Genomic DNA, 24,348 nt, shown 5'->3' on the forward strand with positions numbered 1-24,348 from the left:
GTGTCGACCTCGTCGGCCAGGGGGTGCGGGCAGCAGGCGTCACCGCGCCACGCTTCGCGGCCTTCCTTGACCGCGACGGCGGCGATCACCAGCGCGGCGATCGGGTCGGCCCAGGACCAGCCGAACAGGCTGTTGAGCGCCAGGCCCGCCAGCAGCACCGCCGACAGGTAGGTGCACAGCAGGGTCTGCTTGGAGTCGGCCACCGCGGAGGCGGACCCGAGTTCACGGCCGGCGTGGCGCTGCGCGTACGACAGGAAGGGCATGATCACGAGCGAGAGGGCGGCCAGGATCAGGCCGGGGGTGGAGTGCTCGGCCTCGCCGGCGCCCAGCAGCGCCCGTACGGCGTCGAAGGTGACGTAGGCGGCCAGGGCGAAGAACGAGATCGCGATCACGCGCAGCGCCGTCTTCTCCCGCGCCTCGTGGTCGGTGGCGGAGAACTGCCAGGCCACGGCGGCGGCGGAGGCGACTTCGACGACGGAGTCGAGGCCGAACCCGATCAGCGCGGCCGAGGAGGCGATGCTGCCGGCGGTGATGGCCACGGCGGCTTCGATCACGTTGTAGGTGATGGTGGCCGCGACCAGCAGGCGGATGCGGCGCCGCAGCGACGTCCGCCGGTCAGGGGCGGGCGGGTTGAGCGCCGTCATGCCATGACGTCCCCTGCGTCGAGCGCGGCACCGGGAGCGGGGCGGAGCGTCACCGCGTGGCCGGTGGCTGCCAGCAACTGCTCGGCCGAGGCCAGCAGGTCCATCAGCTCGGGCCGGGTCAGGGAGTAGAACGACTGCCGCCCTTCGGCGCGATAGTCGATCAGGCCGCAGCCGCGCAGGCAGGCCAGGTGCTTGGACACCGTGGACTGCGCCAGCCCGAGCTCGGCGGTCAGGTCGACCACGCGGGCCTCGCCGCGGGCGAGTCGCGCCACGATACGCAGCCGGGTCTCGTCACCCAGGGAGTGGAACAGCGCCGCCGCCGGAGGGACGCCGGCGGCGATGTCGGCGCTGACGCACAGGCCGGATTCCTGATTGATCGCCATATGACGATGATAGCCCGAAATCGGCATGCCATAGCACGAATGCGCCTCGCCCGAGGAGCGGGTGGCCCCTCGGGCTTCCGTCCGGAGGGCCCAGGCGGTGCCGGGACGTTCGGACGGTGGCCTGCAGCGGGCTGGGCCGGGACCCTCAGGCGGTGGCCTGCAGCGGGCTGGTGGCCGGGATCCGGTCGCGGCGTTCCAGCCGTGCGACCGCGACCGCGGAGACCAGACCGGCGACGGCCAGCAGCAGCCACGGCAGGCTCACCATGCCGGAGGAGCGGGCCACGTCCACCAGGGCGCCTGCCACCAGATTCCCGGCCAGGATGCCGATGCCGGAGAGCAGGTTGTACAGGCCGTAGTAGGTGCCGACCAGCCGGTTTCCTGCCATGTCGGCGATGGTGGCCATCTCGAACGGGAAGGCGACGAGCGTGCCGAGGGTGAGCAGGGTCGTACAGGCGATCACCGCCGTCATCGCCCACGGCGGCGGCAGCGGCAGCGGCGCTGTGGCCGCGAGCGGGACGAAGGCCAGCCCGAGCAGGGCCAGGCCCCGCGCGATCGCCTGACCGCGGGTCCAGCGGGCGGCGCACCAGGCGGTGACGCGCACCTGCCCGGCGATGCCGAGCAGCGCGGACAGCGCGTACAGGGCCATCACGCCGGCGTCGCCGCCGCCGATGCGCGCCACTTCCAGCGGCAGGCCCAGATACATCTGGTACGACAGCGCGTACGAGGCGATCATCGCCGTGGCGAAGGCGACGAAGGCCCGGTCACCGAACGCCTGCCGCCATTCGCTCAGCACCGGCGGCCGCTCGCCGGCCGGGGCCGCGCCGCGGCGGGGGAGGTATCGGGCCTGCAGGAGGGTCAGCGCCGCGAAGATGGCCGCCGCGCTCAGGCACACGACGGTGAACCCGCCGCCCAGCAGCACGAGGCCGAGCAGCGGGCCGAGCAGGATGCCGCCCTGGTAGAAGACGTTGAACACGGCGAAGGCGGCCACCTTGCGCTCGCCGGCTTCGGCGGCGAGATAGGCGCGCGCCGCCGGGTTGAACAGCGCCCCGGCCAGCCCGGTCACGACCGCGGCGCCGACGAGGAGCGGCAGGGAGGTGCTCAGCCCGAACGCCGCGAACCCGAGGGTGCGCAGCGCGCATCCGGCCATGATCAGCGGCTTGTGGCCGAGCCGGTCGGCCAGGGTGCCGCCGATGAGGAACAGGCCCTGCTGGCTGGCGTTGCGCAGGCCCAGGATCAGTCCGATCGTCCAGGCCGCCAGGCCCACGTCGTCGGCCAGGTGGCGGGCGAGGTAGGGCATGAGCATGTAGAAGCCGAGGTTGATGCCGAGCTGGTTGATCTGCAGGAGCTGGATGGGCCGGTCGAAGGAGCGGAACTGCCGCAGGGTGTCCTTCACCGGGTGCCGCCCAGCGGGTCGGTCACCGTGGTGCAGCGGCTCCAGCGGTGCACCTCGCGCGAGGCGGCGGAGGCCAGCAGATCGGGCTCATCGGCCGGAGGGCCCGCGAGCAGGTTGTGGGCGCCGCAGTAGACGTCGTCGTAGACGGTGCCGTAATAGCGCCAGGGCCCGTCAGGGAAGATCGCCACGATCGTCTGGCCGGGGTGCACGCGGGCCAGCCAGCGGGCCGCCAGCGCCACGGCGCCGGTGCTCCAGCCGCCGGAGATGTAGTGACCGCCGGCCAGCGAACGGCAGGCCCACACCGCCTCGGCGGGGCTGACCCAGTGCACCTCGCTGAAGGCGTCGTAGGCGACGTTGCGCGGGTGGATGCTGGAGCCGAGACCGCGCATCAGCCGAGGGCGTGCGGGTTGCCCGAAGATGGTCGAGCCGACCGTGTCGACGCCGACCAGCCTCACGTCGGGGAAGTGGCGGCGCAGCACGTTGAAAATGCCCGCGCTGTGCCCGCCCGTGCCGACCGAGCACACCAGCACGTCGATGTGCGGGAGCCGGGCCAGCAACTCGTGAGCCAGCCCGGCGTAGGCCTCGACGTTGTCGGGGTTGTTGTACTGGTCGGGGCAGTAGGAGCCGCCGATCTCGGCCAGCAGACGCTGCACCCGCTCGCGGCGGGCCTGCTGCCAGCCGCCGACGGGATGCGGTTCGGTGACGATCTCCAGGCGTACCCCGTAGGAGGCCAGCAACCGGCACATGAGCGGCTCCATGCCAGGGTCGCCCACCAGCACGACCGGGTGGCCGAAGACGATCCCGGCCAGCGCCAGACCGAGCCCCAGGGTGCCGCTGGTCGACTCGATGATGGTCGCGCCCGGCAGGAGGTCTCCCCGAGCCCGTGCCCTGCGGACCATGTGCAGGGCGGGACGGTCCTTGATCCCGCCCGGGTTGAAGCCCTCCAGCTTGGCCCAGAAACCTCCGCCGCCCGGCACGAACGGCTGGGAGATGAAGGCCAGCGGCGTGTTCCCGACGGTAAGAGAAAGCGCCGAATAACCGGCGGACGGCGCCTCTTGCGGGCGCGCGAAAGTCGTTTGCGATGACATTGTTGAAAACCCCGATGTGAAGAGCGCGACTCGCGGAACAGAACGCCCGCGATGTGAACGGACAGTGGACGGCTGACGAACGCCGCGAGTCCTATATGCGCATCACACAGAGGTCCGCCAAATGGGGTGCGGAAAGGCAGTCCAGATCCGCCCGCGCGTAAGGAGCCTCTCCGGCGGGCCGGGCAGGAGAGAGGGACGCGGACGCGGGCAGCGCCACGGGAGCCGGCGCGCCCGCGGGACTGGTCACCGAGCAGTCCGCTTCCGTTCCGTGCCGGTGGCGTGCCGGCAGTTCGCGGTGCAGGCACCGCGCGTCGTGCTCGGCGTGTGCGCGGTCGGCGCCGGGCAGGTGAGCGCTGTGGGCGGGCCCTTCCGACAGTTCCACGGCCGCGCATGCGCCGCCGTGGGCGAACACCACGCTGACGACCAAGGTGATCGCGAGCACCACATGCGCCATCAGCCGACCGGCTCCGCATGCGGCCGGGCGGCGAGATCGGGCAGATCGTGTCGCGAGCATCACTGGGTGATAGTGCCCGCGAGGCGGTTTGACGCGCCCAGCAGCAGCAAAGGTTCAAGTAAAGCTCTCGCCTTCATGCGACGTGCGGCGCGCGTCACATGAAGATCGTGCAGCCCTACGTGTTCATCCTCTTGAGTGTCCTGCCATTTGCGCCGTGTCTCGCCGGCACGGGAGAAGAAAACATCGTGCCGCGCGCGGAATATCGGCCGCGTTCGCCGTCCGTGAATTTCGCTGATATCAGGTGGAGCCCGTTATGACTTTGTCCAGACGCCGGATGGTGGCCGGGTTCGGCGCGCTGGCGGCCGGTGCCGCGATCCGTCCCGCCGCGGCCGGGGCGCTGACCGTGCCGCAGGGTGTCAGCCCCGAGCTTCTGGCCCGCGACGAGCGCTTCTGGGGCACGGTCGCCAGGCAGTTCCAGGTGAGCCCCGACTTCGTCAACCTGGAGAACGGCTACTACGGGATCATGCCCGACGCGGTACGGCGGGCCTACCACCGCAACGTCGACCACCTCAACGAACGCAGCTCGCACCTGCTGCGCACCGAGTACAAGCCGCGCGCCGACGAGGTACGCGAGCGCATCGCCGCCCTGCTCGGCGTCACCGGGAACGAGATCGCGCTGACCCGGGGCGGCACCGAGGCCCTGCAGAACCTCATCGCCGGCTACAACCGCCTGCGTCCCGGGGACGCGATCATGTACGCCGACCTCGACTACCACAGCGCCCAGTACGTCATGAACTGGCTCCCGGCCCGGCGAGGCGTCCACGTCGAGCGCATCGTCATCCCCGAGCCCGCCACCCGCCAGACCGTGCTCGACACGTACGAGCGCGCGCTGCACCGCCGCCCCAAGGTGCGGCTGCTCCTGCTCAGCCACATGAACAACCGCACCGGCCTGGTCACGCCGGTCCGCGAGATCGTCGCCATGGCCCGCCGGCGAGGCGTCGACGTCATCGTTGACGCCGCCCACTCCTGGGGCCAGCTCGACTTCACCCTCACCGACCTCGACGCCGACTTCGCCGCCTTCTCCCTGCACAAGTGGATGGGCGTGCCCCTGGGCGCCGGGTTCCTCTACATCCGCGACGGCCGCCTGGCCGACATCGACCTCCTCTACAACGACGAGACCTACCCGGCCTCCGACGTCCGCTCCCGGGTGCACTCCGGCACCATGAACGTCGCGCCGCACCTGACCGTGGACACCGCCCTCGACTTCCACGAGACCCTCGGCGCGAAGGTCAAGCAGGCCCGCCTGCGTTTCCTGCGTGACCGCTGGGTGCGGCAGGCGCGCGAGCTCGGTTCCGTGCAGATCCTCACCCCGGACGAACCCGGCATGTACGGCGCCATCACCGCCTTCCGGCTCCACGGCCGGACCTCCAAGGTCGACAACGTCGCCATCGCCGATGACCTCATGACCAGGCATCGGATCTTCACCGTCGCCCGCAGCGGCATGAGCGGCGGCGACGCCGTCCGCGTCACACCCGCCCTGTTCACCTCCGCCGGCGACGTGGACCGGCTGGCGGCCGCCCTGAACGACATCTGCGCGCGTACCGGGTGCCGGTGACCGGAGCAGCGTTGACCACTCAGCGTCGGGCATCCCGTCGGGGTTTTCGACGGCCGCCCGCTGATCAACATCGACGTGTACGTGCGCGGCATCGTCGCATGGCTGGACAGCAACGTTTGAAGCCCTGGGCGTGTCCCGTTTGGGAACCGGTGTCCGGTGGTTACCGTGAAGATGCATTCCGGATCGTGCAACCAGGTCCGCTCCTCCTGCGAAAGCTTGTATGGCGACAGAAGGAGCTGCGTGCGTGGACACGGTGACCTCGCAGGCCGGCCAGGTGCGCGAGCTGATCGACCGGCACCTGGCGCGACTGCTGGACGAGCAGGTAGGGCGGCTCGACTTCCTGGACGGCCCGGACGTCGACCTGGTGCGCGAACTCCTGGTGGCGTTCGTCCTGGAGGGCGGCAAGCGGTTGCGGCCCGCGTTCGTCTACTGGGGTTACCGGGCCGCCGGTGGCGGGCGGCCTGAGGAGGTGCTGCCCGCGGCGTGCGCCATGGAGCTCGTACACGCCGCGGCGCTGCTGCTCGACGACGTGATGGACGAGGCGGGCACGCGGCGCGGCCGGACGACGGCGCACGTCGCGCTGGCCGGCCTGCACCGGCGGTCGGGACGGCGGGGCGACGCCGCCCGGTTCGGCGAGTCGGCTGCGACGTTGCTGGCGCTGCTGGCCCTGAGCTGGGCCGATGCGGTCCTGCTTGAGACGGGTCCGCGGCTGGGTGCCGCGCTCGACGTCCTCACCCGGCTGCGGGTGGAAGCGATCGGCGGGCAGTACCTCGACCTGGCCCGCACACCCGGCGGCGAAGGCGACGACGAGCAGGCCAGGCTCATCTCCCTCTACAAGTCGGGCAAGTACACCGTGGAGCGGCCCCTGCACCTCGGGCACGCCGTCGCGGGCGGCTGCCCGCGCACGCTGCGGCTGCTGAGCGCGTACGCGCTGCCGCTGGGGGAGGCGTTCCAGCTCAGGGACGACGTCAACGGCGTGTTCGGCGACCCGGACGCGACCGGCAAGCCCGCCGGGGCCGACCTGCTCCAGGGCAAGGCGACCTACCTGCTCGCCGCCGCCCGCCGGCGGACCGGGAGCCCGATCCTGGACGACGTCACCGATCAGCGCGGCGTGGCGGCGGCGCGCAGGCTGATCGTCGAGTGCGGCGCGCTGGACGCGGCGGAGCAGCGCATCGCCGCTCTCGCGGGCGAGGCGGTCGCGGCGCTGGATGAGCCGCCCGGCATCCCTCCCGAGGCCAGACAGGCTCTGGTCGAGCTGGCGGCCCTGTGCGCCGCGGGAGCCCCCGAATGAGCCCCGGCATGAGCCCGAGTCCTGTCGTGGTCGTCGGAGCCGGTCTGGGCGGCCTGGCGGCGGCCGTCCACCTGGCCGCGGCCGGCCGCGAGGTCACCGTGGTCGAGGCTCTCGACGAGCCCGGGGGCTGCTGCGGCACCGCCCGCGTCGGGGCGTACCGGTTCGACACCGGCCCGTCCGTGCTGACCATGCCCGGCGTGCTCGCCGAGGTCTTCGGTGCGGCGGGGGAGGAGCTGCGGCGCTGGTTGCCGCTGCGCCGCCTCGAACCGTCGTACCGGCTCGTCTTCGACGACGGGTCGCGGCTGGACGTGCTGCCGGAGCGCGAGGCGATGGCCGAGCAGGTGCGGATGGTGTGCGGGCCCGCGGAGGCGGCGCGCTACGAGCGTTACCGGCGGCTGCTCGGCGAGCTCTTCCGGATCGAGTGGCCGACGTTCATCAACGCCGACATGACCAGGTTGCGCGGCCTGGCCCGGCCGGCCGCGCTGCTCCGGCTGGCCGGGCTCGGCGGCTTTCGCCGGCTGGATCGCCTGGCGGCCCGCCACCTGACGGACCCGCGGCTGATCAGGGCGCACACGTTCCAGGCGCTGTACGTGGGCCTGTCGCCGCAGCACGCGCTGGGCATCTACGCCGTGATCGCGCACATGGACACCGTCGGCGGCGTGTTCTTCCCTGAGCGCGGCGGCATGCACGCCATACCGGCCGCCATGGCGGCGCTGCTGGAGAAGCTGGGCACGGGCATCCGCTACGGCGTGCGCGCTCGCGAGGTCGAGACGGACGGCGGCGGCGTCACCGGGGTGCGGCTGGAGGACGGCGAACGGCTGCCCGCCAGGCAGGTGGTCGTGGCCTGCGACCGGCTGGCGGCCCGGAGGCTGCTGCCCGCCCGGGCGGACGACTGGCGGCTGCGCCGTCCTCGCCACTCCCCCTCCTGCCTGGTGATGCACGCCGGCCTGGACCGCCCCCCGGCCGGCCAGGCGCACCACACGCTGCACTTCGGGCGGACCTGGGAGGAGACGTTCGCCGCGCTGGCGGCGGGCCGGCCGCAGCCGGACCCGAGCCTGCTGGTCACCTGCCCCGAGCCGGACGGCGAAACGGCGCCCGGCGGGCACGCCACGCTCAGCGTCCTCGAACCGGCGCCCAACCTGCGGCGGGCCGACTGGGGCCGGCTGCGCCCGGAGCTGGAGGCGCGGCTGCTCGGCCGCCTGGCCACGCTCGGCTACGGCGACCTCGCGGGTGCGCCCCGGCTGGTGGTGGACCCGCCCGCCTGGGCGGCGCGCGGGCACAGCGCGGGCACGCCGTTCGCGCTGGACCACCGCCTCACCCAGACGGCGTGGCTGCGCCCCTCCGCCGTCGCCCGGCGGGTGCCGGGGCTGCACTTCGCCGGCATGTACACCGCGCCCGGTGTCGGGGTGCCCACGGTGCTGATCTCCGGCCGGCTCGCCGCCGAACGCATCCTCAAGGAGGCCCGTTGACGCTCACCGCCAGCTACGAACGGTGCCGGCGGCTCCACGCCCGGTACGGCCGCTCCTACTATCTCGCCACCCGGCTGCTGCCGCAGTGGAAGCGGCGGCACGTGCACGCGCTGTACGGTTTCGCCCGCTACGCCGACGAGATCGTCGACTCGTTCACCATGACCGCCGACCGGTCCCGAGCGCTCGACGGCCTGTGCGCCAGGGTCGAGGCCGGGCTCGCCGGGGCCAGACCGGACGATCCGGTGCTGCCGGCGCTGCTGCACACCGTGAACTCCTTCGGCATCGACCACGACGACATCGGCGCCTTCCTCGCCTCGATGCGCGCGGACCTGTCGGTGACCCGGTACGCCACCTACGACGACCTGCTCGGCTACATGGCCGGATCGGCCGCCGCCATCGGCACGATGACGCTGCCGGTGCTGGAGCCGGCGCCAGGCCGCGAAGCGGCGGCCCGCGAGCCCGCCCGCCAGCTCGGCCTGGCCTTCCAGCTCACCAATTTCCTGCGTGACGTCGGCGAGGACTTCGCCCGCGGCCGGATCTACCTGCCGATGGAGGACCTCGGCAGGTTCGGCGTCGAGCCGGGCGAGCTGGGCGCCGCCCGCACCGGGCGGGCCGTACGGCACCTGCTGGCCTTCGAGGCCGGGCGCGCCCGTGAGCACTACCGCGCCGCCGCCGGCGGCATCGGCCTGCTGGTCGCCTCGTCACGGCCGTGCGTACGCGCCGCCGTCGATCTCTACGGCGGCATCCTCGACGAGATCGAGCGCGGCGGGTTCGAGGTCCTGGCCGGCCGCGTACGGGTGCCGCGCCGGCGGCGGGCGGCCGTGTTCGCCCGCCACCTGCTGGCCTCCGCCGAGGCGGGCAGGACCGAGCGCCGCGTCCGCGTGGAACTCCCGTGACAACCGTGCGGCCTGTGGTCCTGGACGCGATGGGCGGCGACCACGGACCGGCGGAGACGGTCGCCGGTGCGGTGGCGGCGTGGCGCGCGCACAAGGTGCCGGTCATCCTGGTCGGCGACGAACCGCGCATGACCGGGGAGCTGCGCAGGCACGGCGCGACGGGCGAGCTCGAGGTGGTGCACGCCGACGACGCCGTCCCGATGGCCGAGCGCGGCCCCGCCGCCACGGCGCTGGCGACCTCCAGTCTCGCGGTCGGCTGCGAGCTGGTCGGCCGGGGCCGCGGCGGGGCGCTGGTGTCCGCGGGATCCACCGGGGCGGTGGTCGCCTGCGCGGTGCGCGGCATCGGCCGGACCGGCGTGCGGCGGCCCGCGCTGGCCGTGGCGCTGCCGTCGCTGCGGGGTGGCGCGAGCGTGCTGGTGGACGCCGGCGCGACAGCCGATCCGAGCCCGGCCATGATGGCCGAGTTCGCGCTGCTGGGCGCCGGGTACGCGCGAGCCGTGCTCGGCCGCCCCGACCCGGTCGTGGGGCTGTTGTCGATCGGGTCGGAGCCGGGCAAGGGCAACCGGCTGACCCGCCAGGCCGGGGAACTGCTCGCCGCTCTGCCGCTGCGCTTCCACGGCAACGTCGAGGGCCATGACGTGCTGGCCGGCACCGTGGACGTGATCGTCACCGACGGGTTCACCGGCAACGTCGTGCTGAAGAACGTCGAGGGGTGCGTACGCACGACGCTGACCATGGTCGCCCAGGCCGGCATCGCCTCCCCGCAACAGCTCGCGGAGGTGGCCCGCCGCTACGACCCGGAGACCCATGGCGGCGCCGCCCTGCTCGGCCTGCGCGGTACCGTCGTCGTCGCGCACGGCTCCTCGACGGCCGCCACGATCGCCCGGGCGTGCGTGGTGGCGTACGCGCTGGCGGGGCCGGGACCGGCGACCGGCATCGAGGCGGCGGCGGAGCGGGCGACATGACCCGCTCAGCGCAGTGGGTCGGCGCCATTCCAGGTTCCTTCGCTGGCGTAGGGGGTGAAGCGGGCGAACAGCTCCTCGGCGTACCAGTCGTGCGCCCGTACCTGCCGGATGACCCGCTGATGGGCCCCGTCCCGGTAGGCGAAGGCGCGCACCGCCTCCTGGTCCCGCCACAGCGAGAACGTCGCCTGCCGGGCCAGCGGCCACTCCCCCATGCCGATCGAGCGCAGGCAGCCGTCCTGCCGCCTGAGCAGGTCGTCGACCGGCGGCACCGACCGGTAGAAGGCGACCAGGCGGCCGGGCCGGATGGACGCCCTGGTGAGCACCGCCACCGGCCCTCTCCCGCCGTCGTGGCGGGCCGCCATGCCGTCGAACGGGTCGCGCCCGGCCCAGGCGCCGCGCGACGCCAACGGGGCCAGCCGCACGTGCCAGCTCTCGTACGCCTCCGCACGCCAGCGGGCGGCGATCGGCGAGGCGCGCAGGAACTCCTCCAGGTCGTCCTCGCCGCGCCAGACCGCGAACAGCGCCCACCGGCGCAGATCGGCTCCCAGCGACATGGAGCGGCCCCGGCCGGTGCCGAGCAGCCGCCAGAACAGCAGCCCGCCGGCGCCCCGCAGCAGCGGCCGGTCGAAGGCCATGTGCTTCATGGCGCCCGCGCTGCCGTACCGGACGAGGTGGAACGAGGCGATGGTCGAGGTGCTCGTGGCGGTCACCGCCGGCTACCTGCTCGGCTCGGTGCCGGTCGCGGTCGTGGTGGCGGGCGGGCACGGCGTCGATCCGCGTGCCGTCGGCGACCGCAACCCGGGGTACTGGAACGTCCAGGAGCAGCTCGGGCGGCGGGCGGCCGTGCCGGTGTTCGCCGGCGACACGCTGAAGGGCACGCTGGCGGCCCTGGCGGGCCTGGTGGTCAGCGGCGGCCACACCACCGGGCTCGGCGTGGTGACGGGTGGGAGCGTGGTGCCGGTGTACCTCGCGGTGGCGGCGGCCATGGCCGGGCACGCGTGGCCGGTCTTCGCCGGCTTCCGTGGCGGCCGCTCGGTCCTCACCTTCGCCGGCGGCGTCGCGGTCATCTGCCCGCCGGCGTTCGTGCTGGCGGTGGCCGTGCTGGTCGTGACGGCGCTGGCGCTGCGTTCGTTCGCCGTGGGGGCGCGCCTGGCGGTGTTCGCGGTGCCGGTGCTGCAACTGCTGTTCGCGCCCGTGGAGGTGGTGGCGGCCACCGGCGGGCTGATGTGCCTCATCGGGCTGCGCTTCTGCCTGGCCGCGCTGGCCGCCCGCCGACGCTGACGCCCTGGTGCGTACGGCCACGCCACGTGCCGCCGCCGTCCGGGTACGTACGGCCACGCCACGTGCGGACGGGTCGGAGCGTGGCCTGGGTCAGCCGGAACGCGGACGCCGGATCGAGCAGCGGCGACAGCAGCACGCCCGCGCCCGGTTCACGGTAGTTGCCCCGCAACGCCCTGGCCAGCAGCAGCCTCATCCCCAGCAGCGCCACGTCCAGCGCGGCCGGACGGCCGGCGGCCAGCCGGAGCACGGGCAGCGCCCCGGTCAGCCAGAGGACGGCCAGGTCGGCCGCCTGCCGGCCGGGCCCGGTCACGTCCCGCAGCGGCAGCGAACGGCCCCACTCCCGCCACAGCTCGCGGACCGAGTCGTGCATGTCCACCTCCAGCAGGCCGCCCGCGTCCAGGAAGCCCACCGTCCAGCCTCGCCCGGCCAGGCAGCGGGCCAGCGCCACATCGTCGGTCATGCGATCACGTACGAGTGCGAACCCCTCCGCTTCGGCCATCCGGGCCCGCCGGAAGGCCATGCACTGGCCGTTGGCGACGACGCGGCGCGGCGGCGGCGGGCTCGGCGGGCCGATGGGCCCGAACCGGTAGACCAGCGTGGCCAGCATGGAAGCGTGCAGGGCCTGCTCCAGCACGCCGTCGCAGACGAACCGCGGACCGGCGCTCACCAGGTCGTACCGCTCCAAGGCGGCCGCCAGAGCGCCGAACAGGCCGGGCGCGGGCCGGGCGTCGGCGTCGAGCGTCACCACGACCTCGCCGGTGGCGGCGGCCGTCCCCTGGTGCAGCGCCCACTGCTTGCCCACCCACCCCGGGGGCAGCGGTCCCGCGGTGACGACCTTGGCGCCCAGCGACGCGGCCACCTGTGCCGTGCCGTCGCGGGATCCGTCGTCGACGACGATCACCTCGGTCACGGCGGGGGCCGCCGGCACGGCCCGCAGGCACGGCCCGATCCTGGCCGCCTCGTCGCGGGCGGGGATCACCACGGAGATCGTCATGCCGGCGTCCAGGCGGGGCCGCAGCCGCGGCAGCCGCCGCCGGCCGCGCGCGAGCCTGGCGACGACGACAGCGGCCGCGACGGCCTGCGCCGCGGTGAGCGGCCTCACCGCGCGCCCCCAGGGAAGTCCCGTGCCACCAGCCCGGCCACGATGCGCGCGCCCAGAGCCACCATCGGCAGCCCGCCGCCCGGGTGCACCGAGCCGCCCACCAGGTACAGGCCGTGGCGCGGCCCCCGGTTGCCCGGGCGCAGGAAGGGCGCCAGCCTGCCCCGGCAGGCGCTGCCGTAGATGGCGCCGCCCCAGGACCCGTAGCGCTCCCGCAGATCGGCCGGGGTGAAGACGTCGACGAAACGCAGCCGGCCCGCCAGGTCGTGACCGCGCTCGGCCAGCCGTTCCAGCACGAGATCCCGGTACGCCCGCACCCCGATCGGCCATCGGCCGGGGTCGCGGGCGGGCACGTTGACCAGCACGGTCCAGTTCTCGGCGCCGCGCGGGGCCTGGGAGGGGTCGTCCACGGCCGAGCAGCCGACGTAGATCGTCGGGTCGCGCGGCGGGCTCCCGCGTTCGAAGATGTCGGCGAACTCCCGCTCGTAGCCGGCCGAGAACAGCACCGAGTGATGCGGCAGCCCCGGCGTGCGCCCCTCCACCCCGGCCAGCAGCAGCAGCGCGGACGACGAGCGTCCCAGCCGCGCGATGCGGCGCAGCCGCCGGCGGTCCGGCAGCAGGCGCGCGTACAGGGCGGCGGCGTCGGTGTTCGCCACCACGACGTCGGAGCGCACGCGCTCCCCGCTCGCCAGCCGTACCCCCGTGACGCGGGAACCGCCGGCCTCGACGGCGGCGACCGGCTCCGACAGGAACACCTGCACACCTGCCGTCTTCAGCAGCAGGGCCAGGTCGTCGGCCAGCCGGGCCAGGCCACCGGGCGTGTACCAGACACCCTGCCCGTGCTCCAGCGCCGGCACGCACCCCAGCGCGGCGGGCGCGAGGTAGGGGCTCGACCCGGCGTAGGTGGCGTAGCGGCCGGTGTACTGGCGCAGGCGGGCGTCACGGAAGTAGCGGCGGGCCAGCCCGTCCAGCGTACGCGCGGGCGCCACGGCCAGCAGGTCGGACAGCCTGGCCTGGCCGGGCGGGCGGATCAGCGGCCCGGCGAACACCGTCCGGTGCGCGGCCCGCAGGCAGCCCCGCGCCCAGCCGTGGAAGGCGCGCCAGCTCGGTCCCTCCCCCGGGGCCAGCCGCTCCACCTCGGCTGCCATCCGTTCCGGGTCCCGCGGCGCGTCCAGCACCGTGCCGTCGGCGAACCGGTAGCGGCACAGCAGCTCCGGTTCGACGAGCTCGCGCCGCAGCCCCAGCTCGCGGAACAGCTCCGGCATGGTGAGCAGCGAAGGCCCGAGGGAGAAGGCGAACCCGTCCCGGCGGTGCTCGGCCAGCTTGCCGCCCAGCCGCGCGGACCGCTCGTACAGCCGGACCTCGTGCCCCTGCCTGGCCAGCAGCAGCGCGCACACCATGCCGCCGACGCCGCCGCCGATCACCGTCACCTCTGCCATGACCGCCTCCAGGCCAGCGCGGCGAACGCGCCCATCGTGATCCCTCCGGTCGCCGCCACCAGCGGGTCGGTGGGCTCGAACACCGCCGCGAAGGCGACCGTCTCCATCACCGCCATGACCGTGTAGAGCGCGAGCAGCCCCCGCCCTGGCCCGGCGTCGCCGCACACGCGTCCGACGACCAGCATGACCAGCGCCGACACCAGCAGCCAGCCCGCGAAGTTGCTCAGCGGGATGCCGCGGTACGAGCCGCCGTCGGCCCACGTCCACATCCCGAGCCGGACCATCTGCGGGTCGAGGAACAGGTCCCACGCGGTCAGCGCGCCCGCGCCCGCGACGGCCCGCGCCCACCTCCCCGCCGGCGCGACGGCGGCCGCCACCGCGTACGCCGCCAGCCCCATGCCGCCCCAGGCCAGCGCCACCACGACGGGGACGCCGCCGACCTGCGGCCACAGCACGTCGCTGTAGCGGTAGACGCCGAACGGGAATCCGGTCAGCACCCCGGCCACCTCGGCCGCGTACCCGGTGAGCACCGCCGCGCCGAACGCGGCCACCGCCCTGGCCGTCCCCCACGTGCCGGCCGCGAAGGCCACGGCACACGCCGCCAGCAGCACCACGATCAGCCCGGTGTACCGCTCCGGCCGCGCGTCCAGCCCGGACGCCACCTGCATGGTCATCATGGCGAGCAGCGACAGCACGCCGAGCGCGCGTGCCGGCCGCAGGGCCGCACCCGTCACCCGTTCGCCTGACGTCTGTTCCACACGCTGTCTTCCGGAGCGGCCGCATTCACGATGCACGTGCCCGGACGCGTGCCAAGCGAGCCTCATGGCCGTGCGAGCTTCAGGGCAAGATTCGCTCCCCCCGCGGTGGGTGTCAGCCGGTCGTGGTGGGGGCGGGCTTTCCCGGGCACGTGGTGGTGCGCCTGCCGGTCTCGAAGTAGGCGACGATCTTCTCGGCACAGCCGGGCACCTGCGGGGCCGAGCCGTGGACGTCGTCGTCGATGGTCACCAGGGTTCCGCCGATGGCCGCGCGCATGGCGCGCGCCCACTCGTACGGTGTCACGGTCTCGTAGCGGTGACCCGACAGCATCAGCGAGCCGCCGGTGGGCCGCACCTTCGGCGTCTTCGCGGGCAACGGCCACCCCGCGCAGCTGTGCACGAAGTTGCCCGTCCGGCCGGTCACCGGATAGTGCTTGAGACGCTGCTGGTAGGCCTTCCAGTTCGGCTGGAACGTGCTCGCGGTCGGATCCTCGTTGCAGTGGAACGCGCGGCCGGCCGTCCTGTCAGTCCCCCCGTCCCCGCCCCCGTCCTTGCCCGGCTTGCCGAACGCCTCCTTGACCGCCGGGGGCGCGGCCTGGCCCTTGGCGTCGGCGAGTTCCTTGAGCACCTGGGCCATCCTGGGCCACTGGCCGCTGGGCCGGCCCGCGGCCCGGGAGATCAGCCCGCCGTCCACGGTGAGGTCGATGTCGGTGAAGGTCAGCGGTTCGGCGTCGTACCGCTTGACCATGTTCTCCACCGCGGAGACCACCTGCCGTTTCGACGTGCCGAGCCCGTAGGTGTCGTCGCGTTCGGCCATCCAGGCGGCCATGCGCTCGAAGTTGCGGTCGACGGCGTCGGTGTGGGTCTTCGTCCAGAAGCCCTTCCAGATGTCGGGCGGGGTCACGCTGTCCAGCCACATCCGGCCCACCCTGGTGGGGTACATGGTCCGCATGACGGCGCCGAGCCACGTGCCCCAGGAGACGCCGAAGAAGTTGATCTTCCGCTCGCCCAGGGCGGCGCGGATCCGGTCGATGTCACGGGCCACGTTGGGGGTGGTGAGCTGCCTGAGGAACGCGGGATCCCGCTGGACGCACTGCTTGCTCCAGGCGACCATGTCGGCGTAGGCCTTCTTGGCGTGCTCCTTGGTGATCGGTCCCGGCGCGGGCGTGCCGCGCGGGATGTCGGGACAGGAGACCTTGGTGCTGCGGTCGATGCCGCGCGGGTCGATCCCTATCAGGTCGTAGCGCTCGTTGAGCGCTTTGGCGCCCCTCATGGCGAGGTTGATGGACATCAGGTAGCCGGAGCCGCCCGGCCCTCCCGGGTTGAGCGCGATGCTGCCCAGGCGGTTCTTCTGGTCGGAGGCCTTCAGCCTGGTCAGGGCCACGGTGATCTGCTTGCCGTCCGGGTCGCCGTAGTCCTGGGGGACGCGGATCGTGCCGCAGTCCGTACGGGCGAGCAGCCGCCTGAACTCGGCGAACTGATCCTCCTTGAGGCCCTGCTTGCGGAGGTCCTCGTCCGAGAATTCCTGACATTTCTGCCAGGTGATGGATGAGGGCTTGGGCTTGGAGTCGGCGGCGGCGGGCACGCCGACCGTGAGGGAGCTCATCAGCAGGGCTCCCGAGAACAGCCCGCGGGCCGCTGTCGCACGGTTCACTGATCGAGGTCCTTTCGGCGGAGGGACGACCTGGCGGGGCCCGCGAAGGCCGCACATGCCGGATCTTCGGCGGTTCCGCTCCTTTATGCACCACCGGCTGTTTCCCCGGCGTTTCCGTCTGCGGGCACGTCAGTCGTCGAGCTCGCGGAGCTCGCGGCGCAGCCGGTGCAACCGCAGCGCCAGCTGCACTTCCAGCGTGTGGTCCGGGCTGTTCCAGTCCATGCCGAGCAGGCGCCTGACCCGGTCGAGGCGCTGGGTGACGGTGTTCGGGTGGATGTGCAGCCGTTTGGCGCTGGCGACCAGGCTCTGCCCGGTGGCGAAGTAGGTTCCGAGCGTCTCCATCAGCGCGGTGGACCGCTGCTCGTCGTGCCGGATGACCGGCCCGAGGGTGCGTTCCACGAAGCGCGCCGCCGACGCGCCGTCGCCGAGCAGCAGTCCGGCGTACCCGAGGTCGTCGGCCGTGGCGGCGGCTCCCACCCGTTCGAGCCGGAGCAGGGCCTGTACGCAGGCCAGCGCCTCCGCGTACGCGCTGGGCAGGTCGGCCGGGTCGTCGACCGGTCCCGCGGCGCCGGCGGTGACCGGCGAGCCCAGCCGCGTGGTCAGCGACCGTGCTATCTGGCGGCCGGTCAGCGACGGGTCGTCGGACGGGACGACCAGGATCGCCTGGCCGTCCCGCACCGTGCTCAGGCCGTCGCGGGCGGCCGCGAGGTCGGACGCCACGGAGGCGAGGCTCTGCCGGTTCTCCGCCCGGATGTGCGCGACGACGACGGCATGCCGCTTCTGGGGCTGGTAGCCGATCCGCAGGGCCCGCTCGGCCAGCGACGAGTACGTGCGCGGGGTGGGCGTGAGGAGGTCGTCCAGCAACTCGCCGCGCACCCTGGCCTCCGCGGCGGCGAGGTTGCGGCTGAACAGCTGGAGCAACGACGCGACGACGGCCGCCCGGGCGAGCAGCCGCCTGTCCAGGTCGCCGACCTCGGACGGTGCGCCCGGCGGCCCCCACACCAGGGTGCCGAGGTTCTCGGTGCCGGCGACGAGGCCGGTGACCCAGTACGTCCCGTCGTGGGCGACGGCGGAGCGGCCCGCGGCCCCGCCCGCGGCGGCGGACATCGCCCGCAGCACCTCATGGGAGGCCCCGGGGGTCCAGGCGACGGGCGTCTCGAACTCGTCGAAGATGGCGAGCACGCCGCCGAGCTGGTCGCCCGCCGCGGCCACGACCTCCTGCACGCCGCCGCCCCGGAGCACGATGGCCATGCTCTGGTCGTGCGCGGCGACCGCCCTTTCCTGGTCGACCGTACGTTGCCGCAGAGCCTCGTTCTCCCGCCGGAGCGCCGCCAGGGTCTGCTCCTGCTCGTGTCTCGACCGCGCCTGCTCGATGGCGGTCGCGGCGAGGGTGGCGAAGGAGCCGAGCAGAGCGATGGCGTCGTGGGAGAACCACCCCGGCGTGCGGTTGGAGGCGAACAGCACCCCGATGACGGCGCTGGTGCGCAGCGGCACGCCGACGATCGACACCTGCCGCTCCGCCCTGACCGAGGTGTCGACCGCCGGGTCGTGCGTCAGCCGTTCGTCGCTGAAGTAGTCGGGCGTCGAGAACGGCGTGCCCGTGGCGGCGACCCTGCCGCCGATGCCGATCCCGAACGGGATCCTGACGTCCTTCCACGCCGAGGAGGTCGCGCCGACCATCACCTGCATGCAGGTCGCCCGGCCCTCGTTGTCGTTGAGGCTGAGGTAGGCCATGTCGCAGCCGAGCAGCCGCTGTGCCTGGCTCACGATCAGGCTGAGGATCGTGTCGGGGTCGCTGCGGTCCTCCGCCAGCTCCTTCGCGCACTCGACCAGCGCACGCTGCTGTTCGTGGCGGCTGCGCCGCTTCTCCAGCGTGTCGCGGAGCTGGAGCGCGAGCGTGTGCTCGGCGTGCAGATCCGCTATCTCGGCGGGTGAGGCGGCGCCGGCCACCGCGTCGTGCAGGACCTCGTCGTAGTGGGGCAGCGGGGCCCCGTCCACGAGAAGCTGGAGGAAACTGCGCCTGTTCACACCCTTGCCCATCGTTGTAGCACTCGCGCTTCCACAATGGGCACTAGTCAAGTCCCGCGGATCGCCAATTACCAGGCTGCTGCGGAGATAGGTGATTTCACGGGGCGCTCACCCATGCAACGGGCAGGCTTTCACGGTCAGGCCGGGGTGTCGACCGACTTCCTGGGCTCGGCGGGCACGTCCGCGGGCGCGTCGGGCGTACGCCGGGAGGCCAGCAGGTGGCGGGCCGTTCCCCAGATGCCACGGCGGAACAGCAGCACGACCACGATGAAGATCGTGCCGGTGATGATCCCGGTCTCGGCGAACCCGGCGGTGGCCAGGAAGTCCTGGAGCTGGACGATCAGAGCCGCGCCGACGGCGCCGCCCCACAGCGTGCCGATCCCGCCGAGGATCACCATCATCACGGCCTGCCCGGAGGTGGTCCAGTAGACGCCTTCGAGCGAGGCGAAGCCGTGGCCGATGGCGAAGACTCCCCCGGCCGTCCCGGCGAGCGCGGCGGACAGGACGAACGCCTGCAGCTTGTAGCGGTCGACCGGGTAGCCGAGGGCGCGGGCCCGGTCCGGGTTGGCGCGGATGGACACCAGCACCCGGCCGAACGGCGAGCGTACGATGCGCCAGGCGACGAACAACCCGGCCAGCACGAACGGCAGGCCCGCGTAGTAGAAGAAGAACGAGTCGGACAGGTCGAGCCCGAACAACTCCCGGGGGATCCCCTGCAGGCCGTTCTCCCCGCCCGTGACGTCCCGCCACTGGTTGGCCACGAAATAGATCATCTGGGCGAAGGCCAGGGTGACCATGGCGAAATAGATGCCGCTGAGCCGTACGGACAGGAATCCGATCGGGAGCGCCAGCAGTGCCGTGAACGCCGCGCCGCCCGCGATCGCGACCGGGAACGGCAGCCCGCTGTGCAGCGCGATCAGGCCCGTGCAGTACGCCGACCCGCCCCAGAACGCGGCGTGCCCGAACGACAGCAGCCCGGTGAAGCCCAGCAGCAGGTCCACCGACGCGGCGAACAGCGCCCAGCAGGCGATGTCGAGCGCCACCGGCGGGTAGATCAGCCAGGGCAGGGCGAAGGCGGCGACGAGCCCGGCCGCCAGGAGCAGCCATCCGCCCCGGCCCGAGCGGGCCAGCCTGGTCAGGATCACCGGAACGCCTCCTCGCGTCCGAACAGCCCGGCCGGGCGCCACAACAGCACGACGGCCATGAGGATGAACACCAGGATCTGGGAGAGCGCCGGCACGTACAGGTTGCCGAGGGCCGACACCAGCCCGACGGCGAAGCCCGCGGCGACCGAGCCGAACACCGAGCCGAGACCGCCGATCACCACGACCGCGAAGACGGTGATGATGAGGTCGGCGCCCATGAGCGGGTTGACCGCCCGCATCGGCGCGGCCAGCACCCCGGCGAACGCGGCCAGCGCGATGCCGAAGCCGAACACCGGGGTCACCCACCGGCCGACGTCGATGCCGAGCGCCCGGGTCAGCTCGGGCCGCTCGGTCGCGGCCCGCACGATCATCCCGACGCGGGTACGGGTGAGCACCAGCCACACCGCGACGCACATCAGCACCGACACGGCCAGCACGAACACCTGGTAGGCGGGGTAGGTGAACAGCCCCAGGTCGACCGTGCCGTCCAGGGCCCGCGGCCTCGGGTACGGCTGCGAGCTCACCCCGTACTCCCGTTTCACCAGGTCCTGCAGGATGAGCGCGAGACCGAAGGTGAACAGGAAGCCGTAGAGCGGGTCGAGCGGCGTCAGCCGCCGGATGAACAGCCGTTCCAGCACGATCCCCGCGACGCCCAGCAGCGGCGGCACCAGCAGCAGGGACACCCAGAAGTTCAGGCCGAACGCGTCGAGCGCGACGAACGCCCCGAAGGCGCCGAGCATGTAGAACGCGCCGTGGGCCAGGTTGACCACGCCGAGCATGCCGAAGATGACGGACAGGCCGAGGGCGAGCAGAGCGTAGAAGGCTCCGCCCACCAGCCCGTTGAACGCCTGCTGGAGCACGCCGGCCGCCTACAGCTTGCAGGCGGGGTCGGGCTGCGGCTGGAACGCCTCCGACGCCGGGATGGTCTTGAGCACCTTCACGTAGTCGTACGGCTCCTTGACCTCGCTGGACGGCTTGACCTGCGACAGGTACGCGTCGTGCAGCAGCAGGTGGTCCTGGGCGCGGATGGTGGCGTTGCGGGCGAACATGTCCTCGATCTTGTGGCCTTCGAGCTGCTTGACCACCTCGTCGGAGTTGTCGGTGCCGCCGCGCTGCACGGCCTCGAGGTACTGCAGGGCGGCCGAATAGTTGGCCGCCATGTTGGCGGTGGGCCGTTTGCCGGTCTTGGCGTGGAACTTGTCGGCCCAGGCGCGGGACTGCTCGTCGGCGTTCCAGTACCACATGTCGGTGTAGCGGGTCCCGGCCAGGGCGTCCGCGCCGAGCGAGTGGATGTCGCTGAGGGCCAGCAGCCCGACCGCGAGCCCGACACCCTTGTCGCGCAGTTTGTACTCGTTGTACTGCTTCACCAGGTTGACCAGGTCACCGCCGGCCTGCATCGTGCCGATCACCTGCGGCTTGGGGTCCAGATTCGGCGCCTTGAGCAGGAACGTGGAGAAGTTGTCGTTGGGGAACGGCGTCGGGTCGGACTCGACCACGGTGCCGCCGGCCGCGTTGATCGCCGTGCTGAAGGTCTTCTGCATGTCCTGCCCGAACGCGTAGTCGGGGTAGACGATGTACCAGTTCTTGGAGCCGTCCTTGGTGACCTCGGTGCCGGTGCCGTGGGCCAGCATGTAGCTGTTGTAGCCGTAGTGGAAGGTGTACTTGTTGCACTGCTTGCCCTCCAGCTCGGTGCTGGCGGCGCCGACGTCGATGAACACCTTCTTCTTGTTCTTGGCGATGGTGGCGACGGCGAACGCGGCCGAGGAGGTCGGCACGTCGAGGATCACGTCGGCCTGCTGCCGGTCGTAGAGCTCCTGCGCCTTGGAGTTGGCGATCTCCGGCTTGTTCTGGTGGTCGGCGTCCTTCACCTCGATGCTCTTGGCCACCGCCTTGTCCCCATATTTCGCCTGATGGTCGGCCACCGCCATCTTGACGGCCTCGATCGTCAGGCGCCCGGAGGTGTCGGCGTAGATGCCCGACTGGTCGTTCAGCACGGCCAGCACCACCTTGCCGTCACTGATCTTCTCGTCACCACCGCCAGGACCGCCTCCGCACCCGGCCAGCAGCAGCCCCGTGGCGGCCAGGCAGCCGCTCCAGCCCGTGACTCTCATTCAGGGTCTCCTCTGTCTCCCAGCGGGGTGGTCGTCAGATTCCGAGGTATTCGAGCAGCTCGTGCTCGCGCTCGCGGACCTGGTCGTTGTCCAGCGACTCGACGATCCGGCCCTCGGCGAGCAGGTAGTGGCGGTCGGCGACGGTGGCGGCGAAGTGCACGTTCTGCTCGATCAGCAGCACGGTCACCCCGGCCGCCTTGACCTCGCGCAGGATCTCGCCGATCTGCTGGACGATCAGCGGCGACAGGCCCTCGGTCGGCTCGTCGCACAACAGCAGCCTGGCGCCCGTCCGCAACACGCGGGCCAGCGCGAGCATCTGCTGCTCGCCGCCCGACAACTTCGTCCCTGGGAAGCGGCGCCGCTCGCGCAGCGGCGGGAACGTCTCGTACACCCGCTTCAGCGACCACGGCTCCCGGCTCCCCTTGGTCACGGGCGGGAGCAGCAGGTTCTCCTCCACCGACAAGGTGGCGTACACGCCCCGGTCGTCGGGGACGAAGCCCAGGCCGCGGCGGGCCCTGCGGTGCGGGGCCAGGCCCGTGATGTCCTCGCCGGACAACGAGATCGTGCCCGCGGTCCTGCCGTACGCGCCGTGCAGCCCCATCAGGCAGCGCAGCAGCGTGGTCTTGCCGGCGCCGTTGCGGCCGACCAGCGTGACGATCTCACCCTCGTCGACCCGCATCGACACCTCGCGCAGGGCCTGCGCCTCGCCGTACCAGGCCGACAGCCCGTCAACGCGCAGCATGAGAGTCTCCGAGGTAGGCGGTGATGACCCGCGGGTCGTGGCGGATCTCGGCGTAGGGGCCTTCGGCCAGCACCTTGCCGTGCTGCAGGACGGTCACCCGGTCGGCGAGGCTGGCCACCACGTTCATGTTGTGCTCGACCAGGACCACGGTGCGGCCCGCACGAATCTTGCGGACGAGCTCGCACGTACGGTCGACGTCCTCCACGCCCATCCCGGCGGTCGGCTCGTCGAGCAGGAGCACCTTGGGATCGAGGGCCAGGGCGAGCGCCAGCTCCAGCGCGCGTTTGCTCCCGTACGGCAGCGAACCCGCCGGGACGTCGCCGTGGCCGGACAACCCGACCTGGTCGAGCAGCTCCTCCGCGCGCTCCGCGAAGCGGGCCAGCGCCCGGTCGGAACGCCAGAACCGCCAGCCGAGACCGGTGGGACTCGCCAGCGCCAGCTCCACGTGCTGGTGCGGGGTCAGCTCGGCGAACAGGCTGGTGATCTGGAACGAGCGCGCCACGCCCAGCCGGGTGATCGCCTCGGGGCTGCGCCCGGCCAACTCCCGGCCGCCCGCCAGCAGCACGCTGCCCGCGGTCGGCTTCAGGAAGCCGGTGAGCAGGTTGAACAGGGTGGTCTTGCCGGCGCCGTTGGGTCCCACCAGCGCGTGCACGCTGCCCTCGGCCACGTCCAGGTCCACGCCGTCCACGGCGAGGAAGCCGCGGAACTCCCTGCTCAGCCCGCGCACCTTCAGGACGGGGACGGATCCGCCCGGGGCGGCACCGTGCCCGCTCCCCACCGGATCTGCTCCCATGCGCCCTCCTCGCGCGTCAGGACGTGACCCGAGTCACGCTCAGGCCGCCGTAACCGTGAACGCTAAGTGGGAGCCGGGCCGGTGGACCAGGTGAGACGGACACACATTCCGGCAGCCCGCTATGAGCTGGCGCACACCCCATGGGGAGACCGCGGGCCGCGTCCGTGTCTCACGCCGGTTGCGGTTCGCTCTCCCGGCTCCTGACCGGTCTCGTCACCTGCTTGGCCACGCAGGAAGGCAGCCCCGCCACGGCACCCGCCGCGCGGCGCTGGTAGTCGCTGGGCGGCACGCCGACCAGCTCGGTGAAGCGGGTGCTGAAGGTGCCCAGCGACGTGCAGCCGACCGCGAAGCAGACCTCGGTGACGCTGAGATCGCCACGGCGCAGCAGCGCCATCGCGCGCTCGATGCGACGCGTCATCAGATAGGCGTACGGGGACTCGCCGTAGGCGAGCCGGAACTGGCGGCTGAGGTGCCCGGCCGACATGTGCGCGTCGCGGGCCAGCGCCTCGACGTTCAGCGGCTGCGCGTAGTCCCTGTCGATGCGGTCGCGGACGCGGCGCAGTCGCGCGAGGTCCTTCAGGCGCGCCGCCGCGGTGAGAGCGCGCCCCCATGCGGGATGGCACATGAGCAAACCCCTTTCGTCGAGCGGCTCAGCGCACCTGCTGGATGCGGACCAGGTTGCCCGCGGGATCGCGGAAGGCGCAGTCGCGGACACCGTACGACTGCTCCGTCGGCTCCTGGACGACCTCGGCGGCGCCGGCCTGCACCTTCTCGAAGACGCCGTCGAGGTCACGGGTGGCCAGCAGGATCCAGCCGTAGGTGCCCTTGGCCATCATCTCGAGGATGGTGCGGCGCTCGTCCTCGGTGATGCCGGGGTCGGCGGCCGGCGGCGCCAGCAGGATGGACGTGCCGGGCTGGCCGGGCGGGCCGACCGTGATCCAGCGCATCTTGCCCTGCCCGACGTCGCTGCGCACCTCGAAGCCGAGAGTGTCGCGGTAGAAGGCCAGGGAGGCCTCCGGGTCGTCGTGCGGAAGAAAGGTCGTGTGAATGGTGACGTCCATGGCGCCACGTTAACCACGGCCGGGCGACCTGCGCTTCTCCAA

The 24,348-nt window shown here is 72.7% G+C and carries 23 protein-coding genes and 1 pseudogene; 6 read left to right on the forward strand and 18 right to left on the reverse strand.

The window, feature by feature from the left end; translation table 11 throughout:
- Positions 1–29: 29 nt before the first annotated feature.
- From ABGA98_RS07295 to ABGA98_RS07315, 5 genes and pseudogenes are all read right to left on the reverse strand, one after another.
- A pseudogene (locus ABGA98_RS07295) lies at positions 30–644 on the reverse strand (cation transporter); the annotation flags it as partial.
- A complete protein-coding gene (locus ABGA98_RS07300) occupies positions 641–1,027 on the reverse strand; it encodes a metalloregulator ArsR/SmtB family transcription factor (protein WP_347617368.1) in 387 nt (128 codons plus the stop codon). The pseudogene ABGA98_RS07295 and the gene ABGA98_RS07300, both read right to left, overlap by 4 nt.
- A gap of 145 nt (positions 1,028–1,172) precedes the next feature.
- Positions 1,173–2,420 carry an MFS transporter gene (locus ABGA98_RS07305; RefSeq protein WP_347617369.1) on the reverse strand — a complete coding sequence of 416 codons (1,248 nt, stop codon included), beginning with the start codon at positions 2,418–2,420 and terminating at the stop codon, positions 1,173–1,175.
- The gene (locus ABGA98_RS07310; protein ID WP_347617370.1) at positions 2,417–3,508 is read right to left on the reverse strand and encodes a PLP-dependent cysteine synthase family protein; all 1,092 of its coding nucleotides are present in this window, start codon (positions 3,506–3,508) and stop codon (positions 2,417–2,419) included. The genes ABGA98_RS07305 and ABGA98_RS07310 overlap by 4 nt, the downstream gene beginning before the upstream one ends.
- Positions 3,509–3,599: 91 nt before the next feature.
- Positions 3,600–3,962: a hypothetical protein gene (locus tag ABGA98_RS07315; RefSeq protein WP_347617371.1), complete on the reverse strand. Its 363-nt coding sequence runs from the start codon at positions 3,960–3,962 to the stop codon at positions 3,600–3,602.
- 313 nt (positions 3,963–4,275) lie between these two features.
- On the opposite strand from ABGA98_RS07315, the gene ABGA98_RS07320 reads away from it, so the two are divergent.
- The 5 genes from ABGA98_RS07320 to plsX all read left to right on the forward strand — a co-directional run bounded on the left by ABGA98_RS07320 (position 4,276) and on the right by plsX (position 10,198).
- The gene (locus tag ABGA98_RS07320) at positions 4,276–5,577 is read left to right on the forward strand and encodes an aminotransferase class V-fold PLP-dependent enzyme (RefSeq protein ID WP_347617372.1); all 1,302 of its coding nucleotides are present in this window, start codon (positions 4,276–4,278) and stop codon (positions 5,575–5,577) included.
- Positions 5,578–5,821: 244 nt separating this feature from the next.
- On the forward strand, positions 5,822–6,868 hold the full coding sequence (locus tag ABGA98_RS07325) for a polyprenyl synthetase family protein (RefSeq protein WP_347617373.1): 1,047 nt from the start codon (positions 5,822–5,824) through the stop codon (positions 6,866–6,868).
- 8 nt (positions 6,869–6,876) lie between these two features.
- Entirely contained in the window at positions 6,877–8,337 is a 1,461-nt protein-coding gene (crtI, locus tag ABGA98_RS07330; protein WP_347617374.1) for a phytoene desaturase family protein, read from the forward strand.
- Positions 8,334–9,233: a phytoene/squalene synthase family protein gene (locus ABGA98_RS07335; protein WP_347617375.1), complete on the forward strand. Its 900-nt coding sequence runs from the start codon at positions 8,334–8,336 to the stop codon at positions 9,231–9,233. Before crtI (ABGA98_RS07330) ends, ABGA98_RS07335 begins: the two co-directional genes overlap by 4 nt.
- A 5-nt stretch (positions 9,234–9,238) precedes the next feature.
- Positions 9,239–10,198, forward strand: a complete 960-nt coding sequence (gene plsX / locus ABGA98_RS07340) for a phosphate acyltransferase PlsX (RefSeq protein ID WP_347617376.1) — start codon at positions 9,239–9,241, stop codon at positions 10,196–10,198.
- A gap of 5 nt (positions 10,199–10,203) precedes the next feature.
- On the opposite strand, the gene ABGA98_RS07345 is transcribed toward plsX, so the two are convergent.
- Positions 10,204–10,908 carry a spheroidene monooxygenase gene (locus ABGA98_RS07345; protein ID WP_347617377.1) on the reverse strand — a complete coding sequence of 235 codons (705 nt, stop codon included), beginning with the start codon at positions 10,906–10,908 and terminating at the stop codon, positions 10,204–10,206.
- Here ABGA98_RS07345 and ABGA98_RS07350 point away from each other — a divergent pair.
- Entirely contained in the window at positions 10,883–11,479 is a 597-nt protein-coding gene (locus tag ABGA98_RS07350; RefSeq protein ID WP_347617378.1) for a glycerol-3-phosphate acyltransferase, read from the forward strand. The genes ABGA98_RS07345 and ABGA98_RS07350 overlap by 26 nt on opposite strands.
- On the opposite strand, the gene ABGA98_RS07355 is transcribed toward ABGA98_RS07350, so the two are convergent.
- From ABGA98_RS07355 to ABGA98_RS07410, 12 genes are all read right to left on the reverse strand, one after another.
- Entirely contained in the window at positions 11,430–12,581 is a 1,152-nt protein-coding gene (locus ABGA98_RS07355) for a glycosyltransferase family 2 protein (RefSeq protein ID WP_347617379.1), read from the reverse strand. The genes ABGA98_RS07350 and ABGA98_RS07355 overlap by 50 nt on opposite strands.
- Entirely contained in the window at positions 12,578–14,017 is a 1,440-nt protein-coding gene (gene crtI, locus ABGA98_RS07360; RefSeq protein WP_347617380.1) for a phytoene desaturase family protein, read from the reverse strand. Before crtI (ABGA98_RS07360) ends, ABGA98_RS07355 begins: the two co-directional genes overlap by 4 nt.
- Positions 14,005–14,775, reverse strand: a complete 771-nt coding sequence (locus ABGA98_RS07365; RefSeq protein WP_347617381.1) for a carotenoid biosynthesis protein — start codon at positions 14,773–14,775, stop codon at positions 14,005–14,007. Before ABGA98_RS07365 ends, crtI (ABGA98_RS07360) begins: the two co-directional genes overlap by 13 nt.
- A gap of 112 nt (positions 14,776–14,887) precedes the next feature.
- Positions 14,888–16,426 carry an alpha/beta fold hydrolase gene (locus tag ABGA98_RS07370; protein WP_347617382.1) on the reverse strand — a complete coding sequence of 513 codons (1,539 nt, stop codon included), beginning with the start codon at positions 16,424–16,426 and terminating at the stop codon, positions 14,888–14,890.
- A gap of 129 nt (positions 16,427–16,555) precedes the next feature.
- Positions 16,556–18,454, reverse strand: a complete 1,899-nt coding sequence (locus ABGA98_RS07375; protein ID WP_347617383.1) for a helix-turn-helix domain-containing protein — start codon at positions 18,452–18,454, stop codon at positions 16,556–16,558.
- 137 nt (positions 18,455–18,591) lie between these two features.
- Entirely contained in the window at positions 18,592–19,599 is a 1,008-nt protein-coding gene (locus ABGA98_RS07380) for a branched-chain amino acid ABC transporter permease (RefSeq protein ID WP_347617384.1), read from the reverse strand.
- A complete protein-coding gene (locus tag ABGA98_RS07385) occupies positions 19,596–20,459 on the reverse strand; it encodes a branched-chain amino acid ABC transporter permease (RefSeq protein WP_347617385.1) in 864 nt (287 codons plus the stop codon). The genes ABGA98_RS07380 and ABGA98_RS07385 overlap by 4 nt, the downstream gene beginning before the upstream one ends.
- Before the next feature lie 9 nt (positions 20,460–20,468).
- Positions 20,469–21,710, reverse strand: coding sequence for an ABC transporter substrate-binding protein (locus tag ABGA98_RS07390; RefSeq protein WP_347617386.1), 1,242 nt, complete (start codon positions 21,708–21,710; stop codon positions 20,469–20,471).
- 34 nt (positions 21,711–21,744) lie between these two features.
- Positions 21,745–22,452, reverse strand: coding sequence for an ABC transporter ATP-binding protein (locus tag ABGA98_RS07395; RefSeq protein ID WP_347617387.1), 708 nt, complete (start codon positions 22,450–22,452; stop codon positions 21,745–21,747).
- The gene (locus tag ABGA98_RS07400; protein WP_347617388.1) at positions 22,439–23,245 is read right to left on the reverse strand and encodes an ABC transporter ATP-binding protein; all 807 of its coding nucleotides are present in this window, start codon (positions 23,243–23,245) and stop codon (positions 22,439–22,441) included. Before ABGA98_RS07400 ends, ABGA98_RS07395 begins: the two co-directional genes overlap by 14 nt.
- A 169-nt stretch (positions 23,246–23,414) precedes the next feature.
- Positions 23,415–23,870 carry a helix-turn-helix transcriptional regulator gene (locus ABGA98_RS07405; RefSeq protein ID WP_347617389.1) on the reverse strand — a complete coding sequence of 152 codons (456 nt, stop codon included), beginning with the start codon at positions 23,868–23,870 and terminating at the stop codon, positions 23,415–23,417.
- A gap of 25 nt (positions 23,871–23,895) precedes the next feature.
- The gene (locus ABGA98_RS07410) at positions 23,896–24,306 is read right to left on the reverse strand and encodes a VOC family protein (protein ID WP_347617390.1); all 411 of its coding nucleotides are present in this window, start codon (positions 24,304–24,306) and stop codon (positions 23,896–23,898) included.
- Between the last annotated feature and the right edge of the window lie 42 nt (positions 24,307–24,348).

It is taken from the genome of Nonomuraea sp. B1E8 (genome assembly GCF_039871515.1).
GTDB lineage: Bacteria > Actinomycetota > Actinomycetes > Streptosporangiales > Streptosporangiaceae > Nonomuraea.

Coding starts and splice junctions, on each gene's coding strand:
- crtI (WP_347617380.1), bottom strand. CDS start 14,017: ATGGCAGAGGTGACGGTGATCGGCGGCGGCGTCGGCGGCATGGTGTGC.
- ABGA98_RS07300 (WP_347617368.1), bottom strand. CDS start 1,027: ATGGCGATCAATCAGGAATCCGGCCTGTGCGTCAGCGCCGACATCGCC.
- ABGA98_RS07405 (WP_347617389.1), bottom strand. CDS start 23,870: ATGTGCCATCCCGCATGGGGGCGCGCTCTCACCGCGGCGGCGCGCCTG.
- ABGA98_RS07310 (WP_347617370.1), bottom strand. CDS start 3,508: ATGTCATCGCAAACGACTTTCGCGCGCCCGCAAGAGGCGCCGTCCGCC.
- ABGA98_RS07320 (WP_347617372.1), top strand. CDS start 4,276: ATGACTTTGTCCAGACGCCGGATGGTGGCCGGGTTCGGCGCGCTGGCG.
- ABGA98_RS07350 (WP_347617378.1), top strand. CDS start 10,883: ATGGTCGAGGTGCTCGTGGCGGTCACCGCCGGCTACCTGCTCGGCTCG.
- ABGA98_RS07390 (WP_347617386.1), bottom strand. CDS start 21,710: ATGAGAGTCACGGGCTGGAGCGGCTGCCTGGCCGCCACGGGGCTGCTG.
- ABGA98_RS07395 (WP_347617387.1), bottom strand. CDS start 22,452: ATGCTGCGCGTTGACGGGCTGTCGGCCTGGTACGGCGAGGCGCAGGCC.
- crtI (WP_347617374.1), top strand. CDS start 6,877: ATGAGCCCGAGTCCTGTCGTGGTCGTCGGAGCCGGTCTGGGCGGCCTG.
- ABGA98_RS07315 (WP_347617371.1), bottom strand. CDS start 3,962: ATGGCGCATGTGGTGCTCGCGATCACCTTGGTCGTCAGCGTGGTGTTC.
- ABGA98_RS07410 (WP_347617390.1), bottom strand. CDS start 24,306: ATGGACGTCACCATTCACACGACCTTTCTTCCGCACGACGACCCGGAG.
- ABGA98_RS07400 (WP_347617388.1), bottom strand. CDS start 23,245: ATGGGAGCAGATCCGGTGGGGAGCGGGCACGGTGCCGCCCCGGGCGGA.